The organism is Shewanella sp. SM29 (assembly GCF_025654245.1).
Classification (GTDB): Bacteria; Pseudomonadota; Gammaproteobacteria; order Enterobacterales; family Shewanellaceae; genus Shewanella; species Shewanella oncorhynchi.
Genome location: NZ_JAKKRN010000043.1, coordinates 1 through 16,802, shown reverse-complemented (window position 1 = coordinate 16,802; position 16,802 = coordinate 1). Strand labels below are relative to the sequence as shown.

Sequence of the window (16,802 nt, the reverse complement as noted above, 5' to 3'; positions counted from 1 at the left end):
TTAGCATCACCACGCCACAGACGTCCTCAATCATGCTAACTAATTGATAACATTTATGTGAAACACAGCTGTAGATAAGTCGCTAAGATAAAAATTACTCAAGGTGAGGTAATATTAGGCGGCAGATGAGATATAATCTGTCGCCTATTGTCGATTTAGCGATGCACTCTGAGTGACATCCATGCTGCCATTCTGGACGTATTTTACGTAACGCAACTAAGCAAAGCCACGACTGCATAGTCAATTCTATTGGCTTAAATGTACGTTCTAGCAGCTCAATATCAAAGCCACCGCGCTCGGATGTCTAATGCCATCGAGTCGAGTAAAACAATTAAATGATGTATATTCAGTCGCTTAGGCATAAAACATTACTTAAATGATGCAAGTGCATTAGCGCTATGCGTGGGCTGCGAGAGCGGAGTCACGCATAACTCGTGAATTTGCAGATATACTGAGTGCACCCTTAGGATTGTCATCTAAGCGCTCATTCATCTCAGGGGTGAAAGTGGTCAATACAATTTTGTTGTGCAGCGACCAGACAAAGCAAACTTTGCTCAAATACAATGAATTCAACTGACTCGCGAGCAATAAGGCGCGGGTTGGTCCTAGTTAGTCCAGTGTTAAATGAAAGGTGTTACATGAGTCTCTTTGATAACGTGATGATTATATTGTGTCTAATCGGCGCGAGTTGTTTTTTCTCTATGTCAGAAATTGCACTTGCCGCTTCACGTAAAATTCGTTTACGTCAGTTAGCCGATGAGGGCGATGCACGAGCAGAAAAAGTGCTGCAGTTACAAGCCGTTCCCGGTAGCTTTTTTACGGTAGTACAAATTGGTCTTAATGCCGTTGCCATCATGGGCGGTATTGTGGGTGAGTCGGCATTTCGGCCTTACTTCTATCAGTTGCTTTCCCCTTTAGTTGCCGAGCCTTGGCTGAGCCAATTGAGCTTTGTTTTATCCTTCATAACGGTAACCAGCGCCTTTATTTTAGTCGCCGATTTAATGCCAAAACGCATTGCCATGGCGATGCCTGAGCCTGTCGCTTTAGCTGTTGTCGGGCCTATGTCTTTCTGTATTGTGCTATTACGCCCATTAGTGTGGTTTTTCAATGGCATGGCGAGTGGTATCTTTAAACTGCTGCAGATCCCAACCGTGCGTAACGATGCCATCACCTCCGACGACATTTATGCCGTCATGAATGCGGGTGCCGAAGCTGGGGTGCTAGATCGCGGTGAGCAACAGATGATGGAAAATGTGTTTGAAATGCAAACCGTTTCTGTGACTTCGGCCATGACGGCCCGTGAAAGCTTAGTGTACTTTTTACTGCAAGACAGTGAAGAAGATATCAAGCGTAAAATTTCTGAAGATCCCCATACTAAGTTCCTCGTCTGCGATGGTCAGTTGGATATGATCAAAGGCTTCGTGGATGCGAAAGAATTGCTGATCCGGGTGATCAACGGTGAGAATATCATCTTAAAAGGCAGTAACTTAATCCATACTTCGCTGATCATTCCCGATACGCTGAGCCTGTCAGAAGCGATGGAATACTTTAAAAATAGTCGCGCCGATTTTGCCGTGGTAATGAACGAATACGCCTTAGTGGTGGGGATTGTGACTACTAACGATCTACAGCGCGCCGTAATGGGGGCTTGGTCATTGCACGAGAGCGAAGAGCAGATCATCGCCCGTGATAGCAACTCTTGGTTAGTCGACGGTGTGACGCCTATTACCGACGTAATGCGCGCCTTTGGTATTGAGGAGTTTCCGCATAATCAGAACTACGAAACCATTGCTGGTTTTATGATGTATATGCTGCGTAAAATCCCTAAGCGTACGGATTTCGTGAACTATGCGGGCTATAAATTTGAGGTGGTCGATATCGATTCGTACAAGGTCGATCAGTTATTGGTGACCCGTATCGATCCTATTGATAAGCTCAACTCGCCGGATGTGTAATCCTGTCATCTTGTGTTGATTGCCTTGCGATAGAAATCCTGTGGCAATAGCTCGTTAGCACCAATTTGATCGCAACTGTTCGATAGTGAAGCGGTTCTCTTTAGCTAAGTTTTTAGCTTTTTGAGAGCCGTTTCGGTTTTCTATCTCGTTGAAACTATTCACTCGCACTTTTATTTTGTATTACTTCCCCGTTTAAATCACATCCAAAAACGCATTAACGATGGGATCATCAAGTCGTTTCACCTTGCAGCAGCAACCTAACTCGAACGGTGGAATCGCCACCGGCGACGAGAGCAGCTGAATGCGATCACGCACTGGGCTGTTATTGATTACCACCTCTGGGCTCATGCTCACGCCACAACCTAACGCCACCATAGAGGTGATCGCTTCTTGGCCCGAAACTTGGGCGTAAATATTAGGGCTGATGCCCATTTGTTTGAACCAGTTATCGGCGCGGCGCCGTCCTGGGCCGTGATCTGGGATGATAAAGGGCACGCTCGACCAATCGATGGGCGTTTGGCTAACTTGTTGCTGTACTGCACAGCGGATCGTCGGTGCGATAATCGACAGCGGAACATCGTCGATTTTGGCAAAATGTAAGCTGCAGGGGAAAGGATCCGGCAGGGCAGCGATGGCGATATCGGCGCGATTCTGCTGCACTTCTGCTAGCGCGTTGGCTGCATCTCCCGTGGTTAAAGCAATCTCGACGAAGGGATGTTCTTGGCGGAATAAATCCAATAAACCCGGTAAATGACTGTAAGCAGCGGTGACCGAGCAATACAGATTTAACCGACCGCGTAGCACGTCCTGCTTGAGATCGATACTGTGCTTGAGTGTGCTCCAATGGTTCAAGGTCTGCTCGGCGAATCGCTTAAACTCGTGTCCAGCGTGGGTTAAGGTCACGCTGCGATTATCCCGCTCTAACAGCTTAGCGTTTACTTCCTCTTCTAATCTTTGCAGAGCTCGGCTTAAGGTCGATGGGCTCACATGCATCTGCTCCGCGGTCTTGGCGAAGTGCAAACTGTCACATAAGTGCAGGTACAATTTGAGGGTACGAATATCCATAACTTATCCTGTTTAGCCTGAGCTTGAGTGCTGCATATTGCCGCCGATGTTGCTGCCAGTGTTACTGAGCGTTATTGCGGCTGACGTTGCGCATAATGCAATATGAAGTTCCGAATATATCATTTTAAGCAATGATAAGCATGGGTTATAGTGATTTCAATCACAACCAAGTCGTAACATTATGTTAGTTTGGTTGCGTCCAAAATTTCTGACTTATAGGTGGTATATCAGATGGCTAACTATTTTAACTCTCTGAATTTACGTCAACAATTAGCACAGCTTGGCCAATGTCGTTTCATGGATCGTTCTGAGTTTAGCGACGGCTGTAACTACATCAAAGATTGGAATATTGTTATTTTAGGTTGTGGTGCTCAAGGTCTTAACCAAGGCTTGAACATGCGTGATTCGGGTCTGAATATCTCTTTTACCCTGCGTCCTGAAGCGATTGAACAGAAACGTGCCTCATGGCAAAAAGCAACCGATAACGGTTTCCGTGTCGGTACCTTTGAAGAATTAATCCCCGCGGCGGATCTGGTCCTTAATCTGACGCCGGACAAACAGCATTCAAACGTGGTTAACGCGGTTATGCCACTGATGAAGCAAGGCTCTACCTTGTCTTACTCACACGGCTTCAACATCGTTGAAGAGGGTATGCAAGTTCGTTCCGACATCACTGTGGTGATGGTTGCGCCTAAGTGCCCAGGTACTGAAGTGCGTGAAGAATACAAACGTGGTTTTGGTGTGCCTACCCTTATCGCAGTTCACCCAGAAAACGATCCAAACGGTGACGGTTTAGAGATTGCTAAAGCCTACGCTAGCGCAACGGGTGGAGACAGAGCCGGTGTTTTACTGTCGTCTTTCATCGCAGAAGTGAAATCGGATCTGATGGGCGAACAGACCATTCTGTGCGGTATGTTGCAGACGGGTGCCATCTTAGGTTACGAGAAAATGATCGCCGATGGCGTTGAGCCAGGCTATGCGGCCAAGCTTATCCAGCAAGGTTGGGAAACGGTCACTGAAGCGCTGAAACACGGCGGCATCACTAACATGATGGACCGTTTGTCTAATCCAGCCAAGATTAAAGCATTTGAAATTGCAGAAGATTTAAAAGAAATTCTGCAACCATTATTTGAAAAGCACATGGATGACATCATCAGCGGCGAATTCTCACGCACTATGATGGAAGACTGGGCAAACGATGATGCGAACTTACTGCGTTGGAGAGCCGAAACTGGCGAAACAGGTTTCGAAAATGCGCCCGTATCGAGCGAGCATATCGACGAACAAACCTATTTCGACAAAGGTATTTTCCTTGTTGCTATGATCAAAGCGGGTGTGGAACTGGCGTTCGATACTATGGTGTCTGCGGGTATTGTGGAAGAGTCGGCTTATTACGAGTCACTGCACGAAACCCCACTGATCGCTAACACGATTGCTCGTAAGCGTTTGTACGAAATGAACGTAGTGATTTCAGACACAGCCGAATACGGTTGCTACCTGTTCAATCACGCTGCCGTACCTATGCTGCGTGACTATGTTAATGCCATGTCATCTGAGTATTTAGGTGCTGGCCTGAAAGACAGCGCAACCGGTGTCGACAACCTAACGCTCATCGCTGTTAACGAAGCGATTCGTGAAACGGCAGTGGAATATGTTGGCGCTGAGCTTCGCGGTTACATGACAGATATGAAGAGCATTGTTGAGGCTTAAGTGATAGTGAGTTAAGCCCAGCATTGGGGGAGAGGGTTGAGACTCAAAGGACTTGGGTCTCAGCTCAGTTCCCAAGCAAGCTCAAGATAGTGAAACGCGCATCTTGAGCTTGCTTAGTGATGAATCAGTTTAGTGAGAAACAAATTTTTCCTGTTCAGTGGGTTGTCGAGCGGGCAAAAACGACACAGTTAGTGAGTCTATCGTTAAGTAGGTGAATCGCGCCGACTGAGGCTCAACAGTTAACGTTTTACTTTGTTGTTTTGCATTGTCTCGGCAGGGAAGCTGAATTTTTTTTGACAAAAGATATTTTTTATTGTGTTTGGCCGTTGCTTTATGGTAAAGCTAATAGCTCGCGCTAGGGCAAAGCCCAAAGCGATACTAACTTTCATTCAATACCCAAATTTTAGAAACACCGATTAGGAATCCATATTGATGTTTAACCAAGCTGCCAAGCTCATTCTCGTGATTATTACCGTCGTGATTATTAAATCACAGCGGGGGCGGCGCATGGCGAACTGATAGACCTAAAAGGTTAAAAGTTTCGAAAGAACCCCCCGCTCCGAAAGGACCGGGGGGTTCTTCGTTTCAGGGCCTAGAGTAAGGTTCTAAGCTTCGAAAGAGTAAAAAATTAGCGTCGATTTTCGGCAATTCAGGACTAACGTAGCGAGAGAGAATATGGAACCAGGGCAGATGATCAGAGGTGCAGACGCGGTAATCAAAGTGTTAGCAGCACATGGAGTCACCACAGTGTTTGGTTACCCAGGTGGTGCCATTATGCCAATATACGATGCCCTCTATGGAAGCCCTGTCGAACATCTGCTCAGCCGTCACGAACAAGGCGCCGCCTTTGCTGCCGTAGGATACGCAAGAGCCAGCGGTAAAACTGGCGTGTGCTTTGCGACTTCAGGCCCAGGCGCGACTAACCTTATCACCTCGCTTGCCGATGCGTTGTTAGATTCAGTGCCTATCGTGGCTATCACAGGCCAAGTTTCTACCGCCGTTATCGGCACTGATGCGTTTCAAGAAATCGATGTGCTGGGCATGTCACTGAGCTGCACTAAGCACAGTTTTATGGTGACAAACATCAACGACCTGATCCCAACCTTGTATCAAGCTTTTGAGATCGCCGCATCCGGCCGCCCTGGCCCTGTGTTGGTCGATATCCCGAAGGATATCCAACTTGCTCACCTTGAATACCGTACACCTTTGCTGGCCGTCATGAACGAACCCCAAGCCGAGATGAGTGATATCGAGGCTGCCCGTGCGCTGTTGGCAGAAGCGAAACAACCTATGTTGTATGTCGGTGGCGGTGTGGGCATGGCGGGCGCGGTCGATCAACTGCGTGAGTTTATCAAAGTAACGGGTATACCTTCGGTCGCGACCTTGAAAGGGCTTGGCAGTATCGCCCACGGCACGCCAGGTTACTTAGGCATGTTAGGCATGCATGGTGGCAAAGCGGCTAACTTAGCGGTACAGGATTGCGATTTGTTGATCGTGGTGGGCGCCCGTTTCGACGACCGAGTCACCGGCCGTTTAGCGAGCTTTGCCGACAAGGCCAAAGTGATCCATTTAGACATAGACGCCGCTGAGCTGGGCAAGTTACGTATGCCAGAGGTGGCGATAGCCGGTGACTTACGTCAAATCTTGCCTGCCTTAGCCATGTCGATGAACATCACGCCTTGGCAGGCCGAGGTGGAGCATTTATCCCGTAAGCATCAATGGGATTATCAACACCCCGGCAGTTTGATTTACGCCCCTGCGCTGCTGCGCCGTTTAGCCAATAAGTTACCCGAGGACAATGTTGTTTGTTGCGATGTGGGCCAGCACCAAATGTGGGTGGCCCAGCATATGTGGTTCCGCCGTCCAGAAGATCATCTGTCCAGCGCGGGCTTAGGCACTATGGGCTTTGGCTTACCCGCCGCGATTGGTGCGCAAGTGGCCCGTCCCGATGCGACTGTGGTGACTGTCTCTGGTGATGGTTCTTTTATGATGAATGTGCAGGAGCTGACCACCATCAAACGCCGCAAGCTACCAGTGAAAATCGTGCTGGTTGATAACCAAAAGCTTGGCATGGTGAAGCAGTGGCAACAGCTATTTTTTGAAGAGCGCTACAGTGAAACGGATTTATCCGATAACCCTGATTTTGTCTTATTGGCCTCCGCTTTTGATATTCCCGGCCGCACGATTTTTTCTTCCGACGAAGTGGAAGAAGCCTTAACCGAAATGTTAGCGGCTAAGGGCCCGTATTTGTTACACGTTGCAATCGACGATGCTTTTAACGTTTGGCCACTGGTGCCCCCCGGCGCATCAAACAGCGATATGATGGACGAAATGGAGAAACAAACATGATCCACTCTCTGGAATTAACGGTTCAACAACGCCCCGAAGTGCTTGAGCGTGTCCTGCGCGTGACTCGCCATCGTGGCTTTACGATTACCCAAATGCAGATGCGCATGAATGACGATGCGAGCCTGTCGCTGGATATGGAAGTCGATAGCGAACGTGCCATCGAACTGTTAAGTAATCAGCTGAATAAACTGATTGATGTGACCCAGTGTAAGGTATTGTTACCACTGAGCTTGCAACAAACGGCAAATGCTTAAGCATTCGTCATGTGAATTAAGAATACGATTTTCGATTTGAGATAAAGGATACAGTCAATGCCAAAGTTACGTTCAGCTACCAGTACCGAAGGCCGCAATATGGCGGGTGCCCGTGCGTTATGGCGCGCCACAGGGGTGAAAGACAATGATTTTGGTAAGCCAATTATCGCCATTGCTAACTCCTTTACTCAGTTTGTACCGGGCCATGTGCACTTAAAAGACATGGGCTCACTGGTGGCGAGCGCCATCGAAGAAGCGGGCGGTATCGCCAAAGAATTCAATACGATCGCCGTCGATGACGGTATCGCCATGGGCCACGGTGGCATGCTTTATAGCCTGCCATCGCGGGAGCTTATCGCCGACAGTGTGGAATACATGGTTAATGCCCACTGCGCCGATGCTTTAGTGTGTATCTCCAACTGCGACAAGATCACCCCTGGCATGTTGATGGCGGCGCTGCGCCTCAATATTCCCGTGGTGTTTGTCTCAGGCGGACCGATGGAAGCGGGTAAAACTAAGCTGTCGGATAAGCTCATTAAGCTCGATTTAGTCGATGCTATGGTGGCGGGCGCCGACTCGAATGTGAGCGATGAGGATAGTGCCAAAATCGAGCGTAGCGCGTGCCCAACCTGTGGCTCTTGCTCTGGCATGTTTACCGCCAACTCAATGAACTGTTTAACTGAAGCCTTAGGTTTGTCGTTGCCGGGTAACGGTTCTATGCTGGCAACCCACAGCGACCGCCGCGAGCTGTTTTTAGAAGCGGGTCGGCGCGTGATGGCGTTGGCAAAACGTTATTATCATCAAGATGATGAATCGGCATTGCCACGTAATATCGCCAACTTCAAAGCCTTCGAAAATGCCATGACCTTAGATATCGCCATGGGCGGTTCATCTAATACCGTATTGCATTTATTGGCCGCCGCGCAGGAGGCCGATGTTGATTTTACCATGGCGGATATCGACCGTATGTCGCGCCTAGTGCCGCACCTTTGTAAGGTTGCGCCATCGACGCCTAAATATCATATGGAAGACGTGCACCGTGCGGGCGGCGTGATGGGGATTTTAGGCGAACTCGACAGAGCCGGATTACTGCATACCGATGTGTTCCATGTGGCGGCCGATGAGGGTGGCAATTTGAAATCGGTATTGGCCCAGTACGATGTGATGCAGACGCAAGATGAAAAAGTAAAACACTTCTTTATGGCGGGGCCTGCGGGGATTCCGACCACTAAAGCCTTTAGCCAAGATTGTCGCTGGCCGTCACTGGATAACGACAGGCAAGAAGGTTGTATCCGTAGCCGCGAGTTTGCTTTCAGCCAAGAGGGCGGGCTTGCCGTATTGTCGGGCAATGTGGCCGAAAACGGCTGTATCGTTAAAACGGCGGGCGTGGATGAATCGAATCTGACCTTCATCGGCTCGGCGCGTGTCTATGAAAGCCAAGATGACGCAGTGGCGGGTATTTTAGGCGGCGAAGTGGTAACGGGCGACGTGGTTGTTATCCGTTACGAAGGCCCGAAAGGCGGCCCGGGTATGCAAGAAATGTTGTACCCAACCAGTTACTTAAAATCACGCGGCTTAGGCAAGGCCTGTGCGCTGATAACCGACGGTCGTTTCTCCGGTGGCACTTCAGGTTTATCTATCGGCCACGTCTCACCCGAAGCGGCAGCGGGCGGCACAATCGCCTTGATTGAAAATGGCGATCGCATCGAGATTGATATCCCCAAGCGCAGTATCAAGCTGGCGTTAAGCGATGCTGAACTCAATGCTCGCCGCGAGGCCATGTTAGCGCGTGGCCCAATGGCGTGGAAACCTGTCGGTCGCGAGCGTTATGTGTCACTCGCACTTAAGGCTTACGCCATGCTCGCCACCAGTGCCGACAAGGGCGCGGTGCGCGATCGCAGTAAACTGGAGGACTAATTATGTTTACTGCATCTATGTTGCCATTCTCATCACAAGCTCAGGCGGATTTAGCCCATTTTCAGTTGGCACAAAGCTATCTGCAAAAAATCCTGTTGTCATCTGTGTATGACATAGCGAAAGTCACGCCGCTTTCAAGCATGAACAAGTTATCGGCGCGTTTAGGTTGTCAGGTATTTTTGAAGCGCGAAGATATGCAGCCAGTGCATTCCTTCAAGTTACGCGGTGCCTATAACCGTATTGCCCAGCTGACGAAAGAAGAATGTCAGCGCGGCGTGGTGTGTGCTTCGGCGGGCAATCATGCTCAGGGTGTGGCGATGTCGGCGGCGAGTCGCGGTGTGGATGCTGTGATTGTGATGCCGGAGACGACGCCCGACATTAAAGTCGATGCGGTGCGCCGTTTAGGTGGCAACGTGGTATTGCACGGCCAAGCCTTCGATCAAGCCAATGGCTTTGCGATGGCAATGGCCAAAGATGAGGGCCGAGTCTATATCGCGCCCTTCGATGATGAAGCCGTGATCGCAGGCCAAGGCACTATCGCCCAAGAGATGTTGCAGCAGCAGCGCGATCTCGAAGTGGTATTTGTGCCCGTGGGCGGCGGCGGTTTAATCGCGGGTATCGCAGCCTATTATAAGGCGGTAATGCCGCAGGTGAAGATTGTCGGCGTCGAGCCAGAAGACGCCGCTTGTTTAAAGGCGGCGATGGAAGCGGGCGAACCTGTGACACTGGCGCAAGTCGGTTTATTTGCCGACGGTGTGGCGGTGAAGCGTATCGGTACTGAGCCGTTTCGAGTCGCCAAACTGTATGTCGATGAAGTAGTCACCGTCACCTCGGATGAAATCTGCGCTGCGGTGAAAGATATCTTCGAAGATACCCGTGCGATAGCCGAACCCGCAGGGGCCTTGTCCTTAGCTGGGCTTAAAAAATATGTCAGCGCTAATGCCAATGGTGATTGCGGCAATGGTGAAAAAGTCGCGGCGATTTTAAGTGGCGCGAATGTGAATTTTCACAGTCTGCGTTATGTGTCCGAACGCTGTGAGCTTGGCGAGCAGAAAGAAGCGGTACTGGCGGTGAAAGTCCCTGAGCGTCCGGGAAGTTTCTTAAAATTCTGTGAGTTACTCGATAAGCGGGTGATGACAGAGTTTAACTATCGTTTCAGTAGTCGTGATCTTGCCGTCGTGTTTGCAGGCATTCGCCTAAGCCGAGGCCAAGGCGAACTTGAACAAATCATTGCAACCTTAGAGGCCAATGGCTTCGAAGTGCAGGATTTATCCGGCGATGAAACCGCGAAATTGCATGTGCGTTACATGGTCGGCGGCCATCCACCCGAGCCTTTAGAGGAGCGTTTATTTAGCTTCGAGTTCCCCGAGCATCCCGGTGCGCTGCTGAAGTTTTTGACCACATTGCAGAGTAAATGGAACATTAGCTTGTTCCATTATCGCAACCACGGCGCGGCCTTTGGTCGAGTGCTGGCTGGGTTTGAAGTGCCCGCGAGTGATGCTTTGCCGTTCCAACAGTTTTTAACTGAGTTGGGTTTTGTCTATCAAGAGGAAACTCAAAGTCCTGCCTATCAGCTGTTTTTAAATGCGGGTAACGGCAACAAGGCGTTATAACCTTAGCGCACCATGTGCGTGATAGTTATGACTAACACAACTAAGGCTAAAGGAGGAGCGCACAGGCGCTCCTTTTTGTGGTAGTTTTGTAGACTTAATACTCTAGCCGCCGATTAGCGCGCCACTGTTAAGTCGCTGACTTAATCCGCTGATGGTTAACTCGCTGGTTTTTAAAGCAGAATGGCTAACGAATAACGAATTAATATCTAGACCTCGACCTACACGCATTAAGGAGACATGATGTTACCAGCACCGCGTTTTACCGCTTTTAATCCTCCTCGCCGTATTTTAATGGGCCCTGGCCCGTCGGATGTTTATCCCGAAGTGCTTGCGGCGCAGTCCAGACCTACGGTTGGCCACTTAGACCCGCTGTTTGTGGGCATGATGGATGAGCTTAAGAGTCTGATCCAATACGCCTTCCAAACTAAAAACGAAATGACCATGGCGGTATCAGCGCCGGGCAGTGCGGGCATGGAAACCTGTTTCGTTAACTTAGTCGAGCCGGGTGAGAAGGTGATTGTCTGTCGTAACGGTGTGTTTGGTGAGCGTATGCGCCAAAACGTCGAGCGCGTCGGCGCCATTGCCGTGCTGGTGGACAATGAGTGGGGCACGCCTGTCGACCCTGCTGCAGTTGAAGCTGCGCTTAAGGCCAACCCCGATGCCAAATTTTTAGCCTTTGTGCACGCCGAAACTTCTACTGGCGCCTTGTCCGATGCCAAAACCTTGTGCGCATTAGCCAAAACCTATGGTTGCTTGAGCATAGTTGATGCGGTGACTTCCCTTGGCGGTGTCGAGTTAAGAGTCGATGAATGGGGCATAGATGCCATTTATTCTGGCAGTCAAAAATGCCTCTCATGTGTACCGGGTTTATCGCCAGTGTCTTTCTCGCCTGTTGCCGTCGAAAAACTCAAGAATCGCAAGACCCCAGTGCAAAGCTGGTTCCTCGATCAAAGCTTAGTGATGGCCTATTGGACCAGTGCTGGCGGCAAACGCAGTTACCATCACACTGCGCCCGTTAATGCACTTTATGCACTACATGAATCCCTGCGTATGTTGGCGGCCGAAGGTTTAGAAAATGCGTGGCAACGCCATCATGACATGCACTTAGTGCTGCGTGCTGGGCTGGAAAGATTAGGGCTAAACTTTGTGGTTGCCGAAGATTATCGCCTACCGCAGCTGAATACGGTTTATATCCCCGCAGGTGTGGATGATGCCGCAGTGCGCACTCGTTTGCTGAAGGATTACAACCTCGAAATCGGTGCAGGCCTTGGCGCCCTTGCGGGTAAAGCATGGCGTATCGGTCTAATGGGCTTTGGTGCCCGCCGTGAGAATGTTTCTTTATGCCTCAAGGCATTAGAAGAAGTGTTGAACTAATATGCCAAAATTACGCCTTGCTCTTTGCGGCCTAATGATCGCTTTGCTCAGTGCTTGTTCGGTGAACAATACCAGCAATGCGTCCTGCGATTTTGTGCGCGGAACAAACAATAATCAAAGTATGCGTGAGGCGAGTGGCCACGATATGGGCAGCGCCGATGAGCGACAAAAAGATGTCGGTATCGGCTTCTTGAGTGTCATCTTCGGCGGCATCAGTCGAGCACTTTCTTCCGATGATTCATCGGATGGAAAGTGTTTGTAACTTAGTTAGTTTTAGTGGTTTTGATTAAACGACAATCCCCGCAATGCGGGGATTTTTTAATTTTGTTAATAAAATCGCTTTTGGCAGCAGGTAATATTGATTTAGCACTGTCATTCCAGTGACTCGCCGACTTTAGTTTAAAAAATAAGTTGACCCTATCGGCCCTACGGCGGCATCTGCTATATATGGCTAGATTTATAACAAGACTAGAATGTCGCGAACACATGGATGTGAATGAGCGACCATGCCGCCAACGGTCACTTCCACGACAGTGCTTAATCCAGTTAAACCCTTGGTATACCTGATAGTCTGTTATTTATAATTATGCATTCCGATAATTTAATACCGAGAATTTAACAATGGGTGGCTCGTTAAGCTTTTTTGACTTGCGAAGGAATATTATGGCTAGCAACAGAGTAAAACGATGTTTAAAATAAATTCAAGTTTGCGCTAATGCTTTCTTAGGGACATTAAACTTTTAACCTATTACAGGGTAGTTATTTTGAGTACAAATCTACAGCCATTTTTTATTGTCCAATCAGATCCTGATGGTAAGGGAATACCGTATTTTATGGATAAACATTGGACTCCTGAGCTACCTGACTATGAGTTTTATGACTCACCACCATGTGAGGGTGATTTTTTAAATGCTTATTCTCTTAAAGCAAAAACATATCAACTGAATGGTGATTATTTGGTTGATGAAAATTTAGTTTCTAATGAAATGTTATACTTGTGTGAAAAATTAAATGTTAAGTGTATTCGTATTCCTGTCGATATTAACCTGCATCGAGGAGTTCGGCCGCAGAAAAAGTACTTTTTATTTTTTCCAATAAGTTATTTGTCTATCTTAGATAAGGATGAGTCCACTTATACTATCTCGATTGACTTAGATTCTGGAAAATTGAACACGCAAGAGGTACGTGGGTTAAAGAAGACATATTATGAGTCTATAGATAAATTTAAAATAAAGAATAATATTCGTGAACATTTATTCTTTTGTAACGAGATAGCGGCTTCTGTATGTTCTATTCAGTTTAAAAACGAGTACGAGGCTCTTGGTTTAACGGGTGTGAGTTTTAAGGAAATAAATGATAATTATCAGTATTCTGCATGGAACTGAGTGTATCATAAAATGAAAATATTGAAGCTAAGTACAAGGAGTGAATAATGGACTGGATTGAGTTAGAAGAAAAATGCTTTGAAATTACATACGATACAATCAAGATGTTATTGTTAGAAAATAAAGATGAGGCATTCTATGCGGTATCTCTTTACACTGACAGTAGTGCCATGTCAGCATCATTAAGTGCTAGCTCTGAGGGTAAGCTTAAAAGCATTCTCGTTGCTGAAGAAGATCAGAGCATAGAGTGTGAAAATTACTATAGATGGGCAGTATCTGAGTGGTTTTATGATGGATATAATGCGGGAGCCTTCTCCAAAATAAGTAAGATGCTTCGAGAGGACTCATCTCGAGAAATAAACTTTGCAAAGTTTAAAAATGAACTCATTCAGACATTATCAAATGTACTAATCAGAATAAAAAGAGAACTGCCTATTGAGCTAAATTCGACAGTGTGTTTTGTTTCAATTACTGACGACGATGAGTCTGAGGAAACAGAAAACTCTTCTGCAAAATTAATAAACGATGCACCACTTTCAATGGCATTTATTTTAAGGTTTGACTAATTAATCGTACAGATTTATCTATAAAAATAGAAACATAATCATCTTTTTTAAAAAGATGAAAAAAATAGGACAAACGCATATTTTCTTCATGGCGATTATTCTAAATCTTGATTCAAAAGATATGACTGCTGAGATGGTTACCCCCTATCTGGGGATTGGACTTCGGTTTGGGTCGTTCTGGCTATCAGAATGTACGGTAGTTTATGGGATTAAGCACTGGCATGTAAGTGACCGTTGGCGGCATGGTCGCTCATTCACATTCATGTGATCGCGACATTCGTATGTCCATATACAGCAGATGCAGCCGTCGAGCCCTCAGGGATGACTTATTTTTAAACCAAAGTTGGCGCGTGACTGGAATGACAGTGCTTAATCACTTCTCACGTCACAGAGTCTAATTGTCATATCTTTTGACGCATTCTTAGTTGAGCCATGTTGAACAATCAGAAGACATAAATCAGACCACCCAAGATAAACTGCAACATAGTTAAAAAGACAGGATGATAGTGGCATAGTAGATACATGAATAGTGTTTGAAGCAAAACATAAATCGAATTATGTTATTGCTTTATATGGAGTATTACTCCGCTGAATTTATCACTAAGGATTTTTTGATGATTAGAATATTGTGTTTAATTTATTTGATTTTAGTGTCATATAGTTCAATTGCATCATCACCTATAGTGGAGGAAATAGTGACTTCTGAATTGGCGAAGGAGTTAGGCTTTATTATAAAAATTGAACCTCAAGGTGATATCGGTCAGTCAATCGAAGTTGTTGGGCCTTTAGTTATTAATTCTGATTGCCGTCCTTTTAGAACTGGCAGTTTTTTTGCTGAAAAAAATGACAACCAGATTGCTGCATTTTTGACTACATTACCACTTTCCGATGAAGCTCCTAAAGTTTTAGGATTTACTCCGAATGATAGCTTTTATACCGTTAAGATGGTTATTGATTACACCTGTCCATCCCCTTACGAATCTGCAAGTCGAAGGTACGTGTTGCCAGTAAAGATAGAGTGAACAGGATAGGGGAAAAGACAGGGAAATGTTAACTGTTTCATCCATGCTAATGAATTCACATTGATATGGAAGTGACCGTTGACGGCATGGATGCCGTCGTCGAGCCTATAGGGATATATTTACGGCGTGTCACTGGAGTAGCGATGTGAATTGAGTTGTGCAGTCATTTTAAGCTAGCTGGATTAAACGTTTTGATGCAAGAAGGAAGTCCTCGCTCCGCAGCCTCCGATTTTTGCTAATTGACATATAATGTCATCCCGCTATTATGGCAGCACCTCAGATTACACGAACAAGATCCTATAAATGAAAAAGTTATTTATTATGCTGGCGATGATTTTTGCGGTTAGCTTAGTTACTAGCCCAGTCGTTGAAGCGAAAAAATTCGGCGGTAGTAAATCTATCGGCAAAAGCCATCAAACGGCTCCGGCTCAACCAGCGGCGACCAACACACCGACTACGGCGCCAGCGGGAGCACCGGGCAAAAAAGGTATGATGGGCGGCATGTTAGGCGGTTTATTAGCAGGTGGCTTATTGGCTGCGCTGTTTATGGGCGGTGGTTTTGAAAATATTCAAATCATGGATATTTTGATTATCGGTTTGCTGGCATTCGTGCTATTCAAAATCGTCCGTACTGTGATGGCCTCAAAAGCGGGTGCGCAGCCAAGACCAGCCTATGCGGGTGCTGGCCAACCCAATCCGAATATGCAGCGTCAACAGACTGAACAAACAGGTTTTGCCACCAATGCAAACAGCGGCAGCAATGGTTTTGGCCAATCGACAAGTGATGTGCCCTTTAATTTACCCGCGGGTTTTGATTTACCCGGCTTTTTGGAAGGCGCTCGCAGTCATTACAAAACTCTACAATTGGCTTGGAATGAAAACGATTTAAGCAAAATCCAAGAGTATGTTTCTATTGATCTTTACAATGAACTCAGCAACCAACGTCGCGAGTTAGTTGGCGATCAGCACACAGAAGTGATGTTTTTGGATGCAGAACTTGTCCGCGCCACACACAATGCAAATCTTGCGGAAGTGAGTGTTAAATTTAGCGGCCGCTATCGCGATACCGTTGAAGGCGTAGAAGAGGACATTAAGGAAATCTGGCATTTAGAGCGTAACGTAACGCAAGCCAACTCACCTTGGTTAATTGTGGGTATCGAACAGTAATCAGCTCAGTGTTTAAAGCAGCCTTAATCTCTTAAGGCTGCTGTTTACATCCCCTTTCGTTTCAATCCAGCCTTACCCTAGCAGTTCAACGTCATCGATAGATTGAAAAAATCCGGCTGTCATCGCATTCACTATTGGCGGCAGCAAGACTTTGCTGATTATTTTAAAGTAGTTAATTAACCTGAACTCGGGATAAGAAATGTTGAACTAATAGCCCTCCAAGTGATCGGATCTTTCGACCAAGAGAAACCCCATCACACCGGAGGGCCTATGCATAAATTAGTGGAAGTGTTTTGCGATGTCGATGATTTTTGCGCTGTTTTCATTCCAGAATGGGAAAAAACGCTGTTAACCGATGGTACACGCAAGCGTCAACGCCCTGGCCGTATGACGATGAGCGAAGTGATGACCATCATCATACTTTT

13 protein-coding genes and 1 pseudogene are annotated in these 16,802 nt (G+C 47.1%); 13 read left to right on the top strand and 1 reads right to left on the bottom strand.

Annotated features, from left to right (window positions below; all coding sequences use genetic code 11):
- The first annotated feature begins 638 nt into the window (after window positions 1–638).
- A complete protein-coding gene (locus L5L77_RS20635; RefSeq protein ID WP_105250472.1) occupies window positions 639–1,955 on the top strand; it encodes a hemolysin family protein in 1,317 nt (438 codons plus the stop codon).
- Between the two features lie 192 nt (window positions 1,956–2,147).
- Here the strand turns inward: L5L77_RS20635 and ilvY are convergent, their stop codons facing one another.
- Entirely contained in the window at window positions 2,148–3,020 is an 873-nt protein-coding gene (gene ilvY / locus L5L77_RS20630) for an HTH-type transcriptional activator IlvY (RefSeq protein WP_263186768.1), read from the bottom strand.
- A gap of 231 nt (window positions 3,021–3,251) precedes the next feature.
- Between ilvY and ilvC the strand changes: the two genes are divergently transcribed.
- From ilvC to L5L77_RS20570, 12 genes and pseudogenes are all read left to right on the top strand, one after another.
- Window positions 3,252–4,730: a ketol-acid reductoisomerase gene (gene ilvC, locus L5L77_RS20625; protein ID WP_263186767.1), complete on the top strand. Its 1,479-nt coding sequence runs from the start codon at window positions 3,252–3,254 to the stop codon at window positions 4,728–4,730.
- Between the two features lie 675 nt (window positions 4,731–5,405).
- Window positions 5,406–7,079 (top strand): acetolactate synthase 2 catalytic subunit, encoded by a 1,674-nt coding sequence (ilvG, locus tag L5L77_RS20620; protein WP_173913159.1) that lies wholly within the window; start codon window positions 5,406–5,408, stop codon window positions 7,077–7,079.
- On the top strand, window positions 7,076–7,333 hold the full coding sequence (gene ilvM, locus L5L77_RS20615) for an acetolactate synthase 2 small subunit (protein WP_006083459.1): 258 nt from the start codon (window positions 7,076–7,078) through the stop codon (window positions 7,331–7,333). Before ilvG ends, ilvM begins: the two co-directional genes overlap by 4 nt.
- A 57-nt stretch (window positions 7,334–7,390) precedes the next feature.
- A complete protein-coding gene (gene ilvD, locus L5L77_RS20610) occupies window positions 7,391–9,250 on the top strand; it encodes a dihydroxy-acid dehydratase (protein ID WP_263186766.1) in 1,860 nt (619 codons plus the stop codon).
- Between the two features lie 17 nt (window positions 9,251–9,267).
- Entirely contained in the window at window positions 9,268–10,863 is a 1,596-nt protein-coding gene (ilvA, locus tag L5L77_RS20605; RefSeq protein ID WP_263186773.1) for a threonine ammonia-lyase, biosynthetic, read from the top strand.
- Window positions 10,864–11,103: 240 nt separating this feature from the next.
- Complete coding sequence (locus L5L77_RS20600) at window positions 11,104–12,237, top strand: pyridoxal-phosphate-dependent aminotransferase family protein (protein WP_263186765.1); 1,134 nt, start codon at window positions 11,104–11,106, stop codon at window positions 12,235–12,237.
- Window position 12,238: 1 nt separating this feature from the next.
- Window positions 12,239–12,499 (top strand): hypothetical protein, encoded by a 261-nt coding sequence (locus tag L5L77_RS20595; RefSeq protein WP_263186764.1) that lies wholly within the window; start codon window positions 12,239–12,241, stop codon window positions 12,497–12,499.
- Window positions 12,500–13,001: 502 nt separating this feature from the next.
- Window positions 13,002–13,622, top strand: a complete 621-nt coding sequence (locus L5L77_RS20590; RefSeq protein ID WP_263186763.1) for an imm11 family protein — start codon at window positions 13,002–13,004, stop codon at window positions 13,620–13,622.
- 47 nt (window positions 13,623–13,669) lie between these two features.
- Window positions 13,670–14,188, top strand: coding sequence for a DUF4303 domain-containing protein (locus L5L77_RS20585; RefSeq protein WP_263141172.1), 519 nt, complete (start codon window positions 13,670–13,672; stop codon window positions 14,186–14,188).
- A 695-nt stretch (window positions 14,189–14,883) separates the two neighbouring features.
- On the top strand, window positions 14,884–15,210 hold the full coding sequence (locus L5L77_RS20580) for a hypothetical protein (RefSeq protein WP_147250511.1): 327 nt from the start codon (window positions 14,884–14,886) through the stop codon (window positions 15,208–15,210).
- A 303-nt stretch (window positions 15,211–15,513) separates the two neighbouring features.
- Window positions 15,514–16,377 carry a Tim44 domain-containing protein gene (locus L5L77_RS20575; protein ID WP_263186762.1) on the top strand — a complete coding sequence of 288 codons (864 nt, stop codon included), beginning with the start codon at window positions 15,514–15,516 and terminating at the stop codon, window positions 16,375–16,377.
- Between the two features lie 282 nt (window positions 16,378–16,659).
- Window positions 16,660–16,802, top strand: a pseudogene (locus L5L77_RS20570) (IS982 family transposase); the annotation flags it as partial.

What these genes read in the sequence shown, in the direction of transcription:
- ilvD (WP_263186766.1), top strand. Translation starts at nt 7,391, where the DNA reads ATGCCAAAGTTACGTTCAGCTACCAGTACCGAAGGCCGCAATATGGCG.
- L5L77_RS20600 (WP_263186765.1), top strand. Translation starts at nt 11,104, where the DNA reads ATGTTACCAGCACCGCGTTTTACCGCTTTTAATCCTCCTCGCCGTATT.
- ilvC (WP_263186767.1), top strand. Translation starts at nt 3,252, where the DNA reads ATGGCTAACTATTTTAACTCTCTGAATTTACGTCAACAATTAGCACAG.
- ilvA (WP_263186773.1), top strand. Translation starts at nt 9,268, where the DNA reads ATGTTGCCATTCTCATCACAAGCTCAGGCGGATTTAGCCCATTTTCAG.
- L5L77_RS20575 (WP_263186762.1), top strand. Translation starts at nt 15,514, where the DNA reads ATGAAAAAGTTATTTATTATGCTGGCGATGATTTTTGCGGTTAGCTTA.
- ilvM (WP_006083459.1), top strand. Translation starts at nt 7,076, where the DNA reads ATGATCCACTCTCTGGAATTAACGGTTCAACAACGCCCCGAAGTGCTT.
- ilvY (WP_263186768.1), bottom strand. Translation starts at nt 3,020, where the DNA reads ATGGATATTCGTACCCTCAAATTGTACCTGCACTTATGTGACAGTTTG.
- ilvG (WP_173913159.1), top strand. Translation starts at nt 5,406, where the DNA reads ATGGAACCAGGGCAGATGATCAGAGGTGCAGACGCGGTAATCAAAGTG.
- L5L77_RS20595 (WP_263186764.1), top strand. Translation starts at nt 12,239, where the DNA reads ATGCCAAAATTACGCCTTGCTCTTTGCGGCCTAATGATCGCTTTGCTC.
- L5L77_RS20585 (WP_263141172.1), top strand. Translation starts at nt 13,670, where the DNA reads ATGGACTGGATTGAGTTAGAAGAAAAATGCTTTGAAATTACATACGAT.
- L5L77_RS20635 (WP_105250472.1), top strand. Translation starts at nt 639, where the DNA reads ATGAGTCTCTTTGATAACGTGATGATTATATTGTGTCTAATCGGCGCG.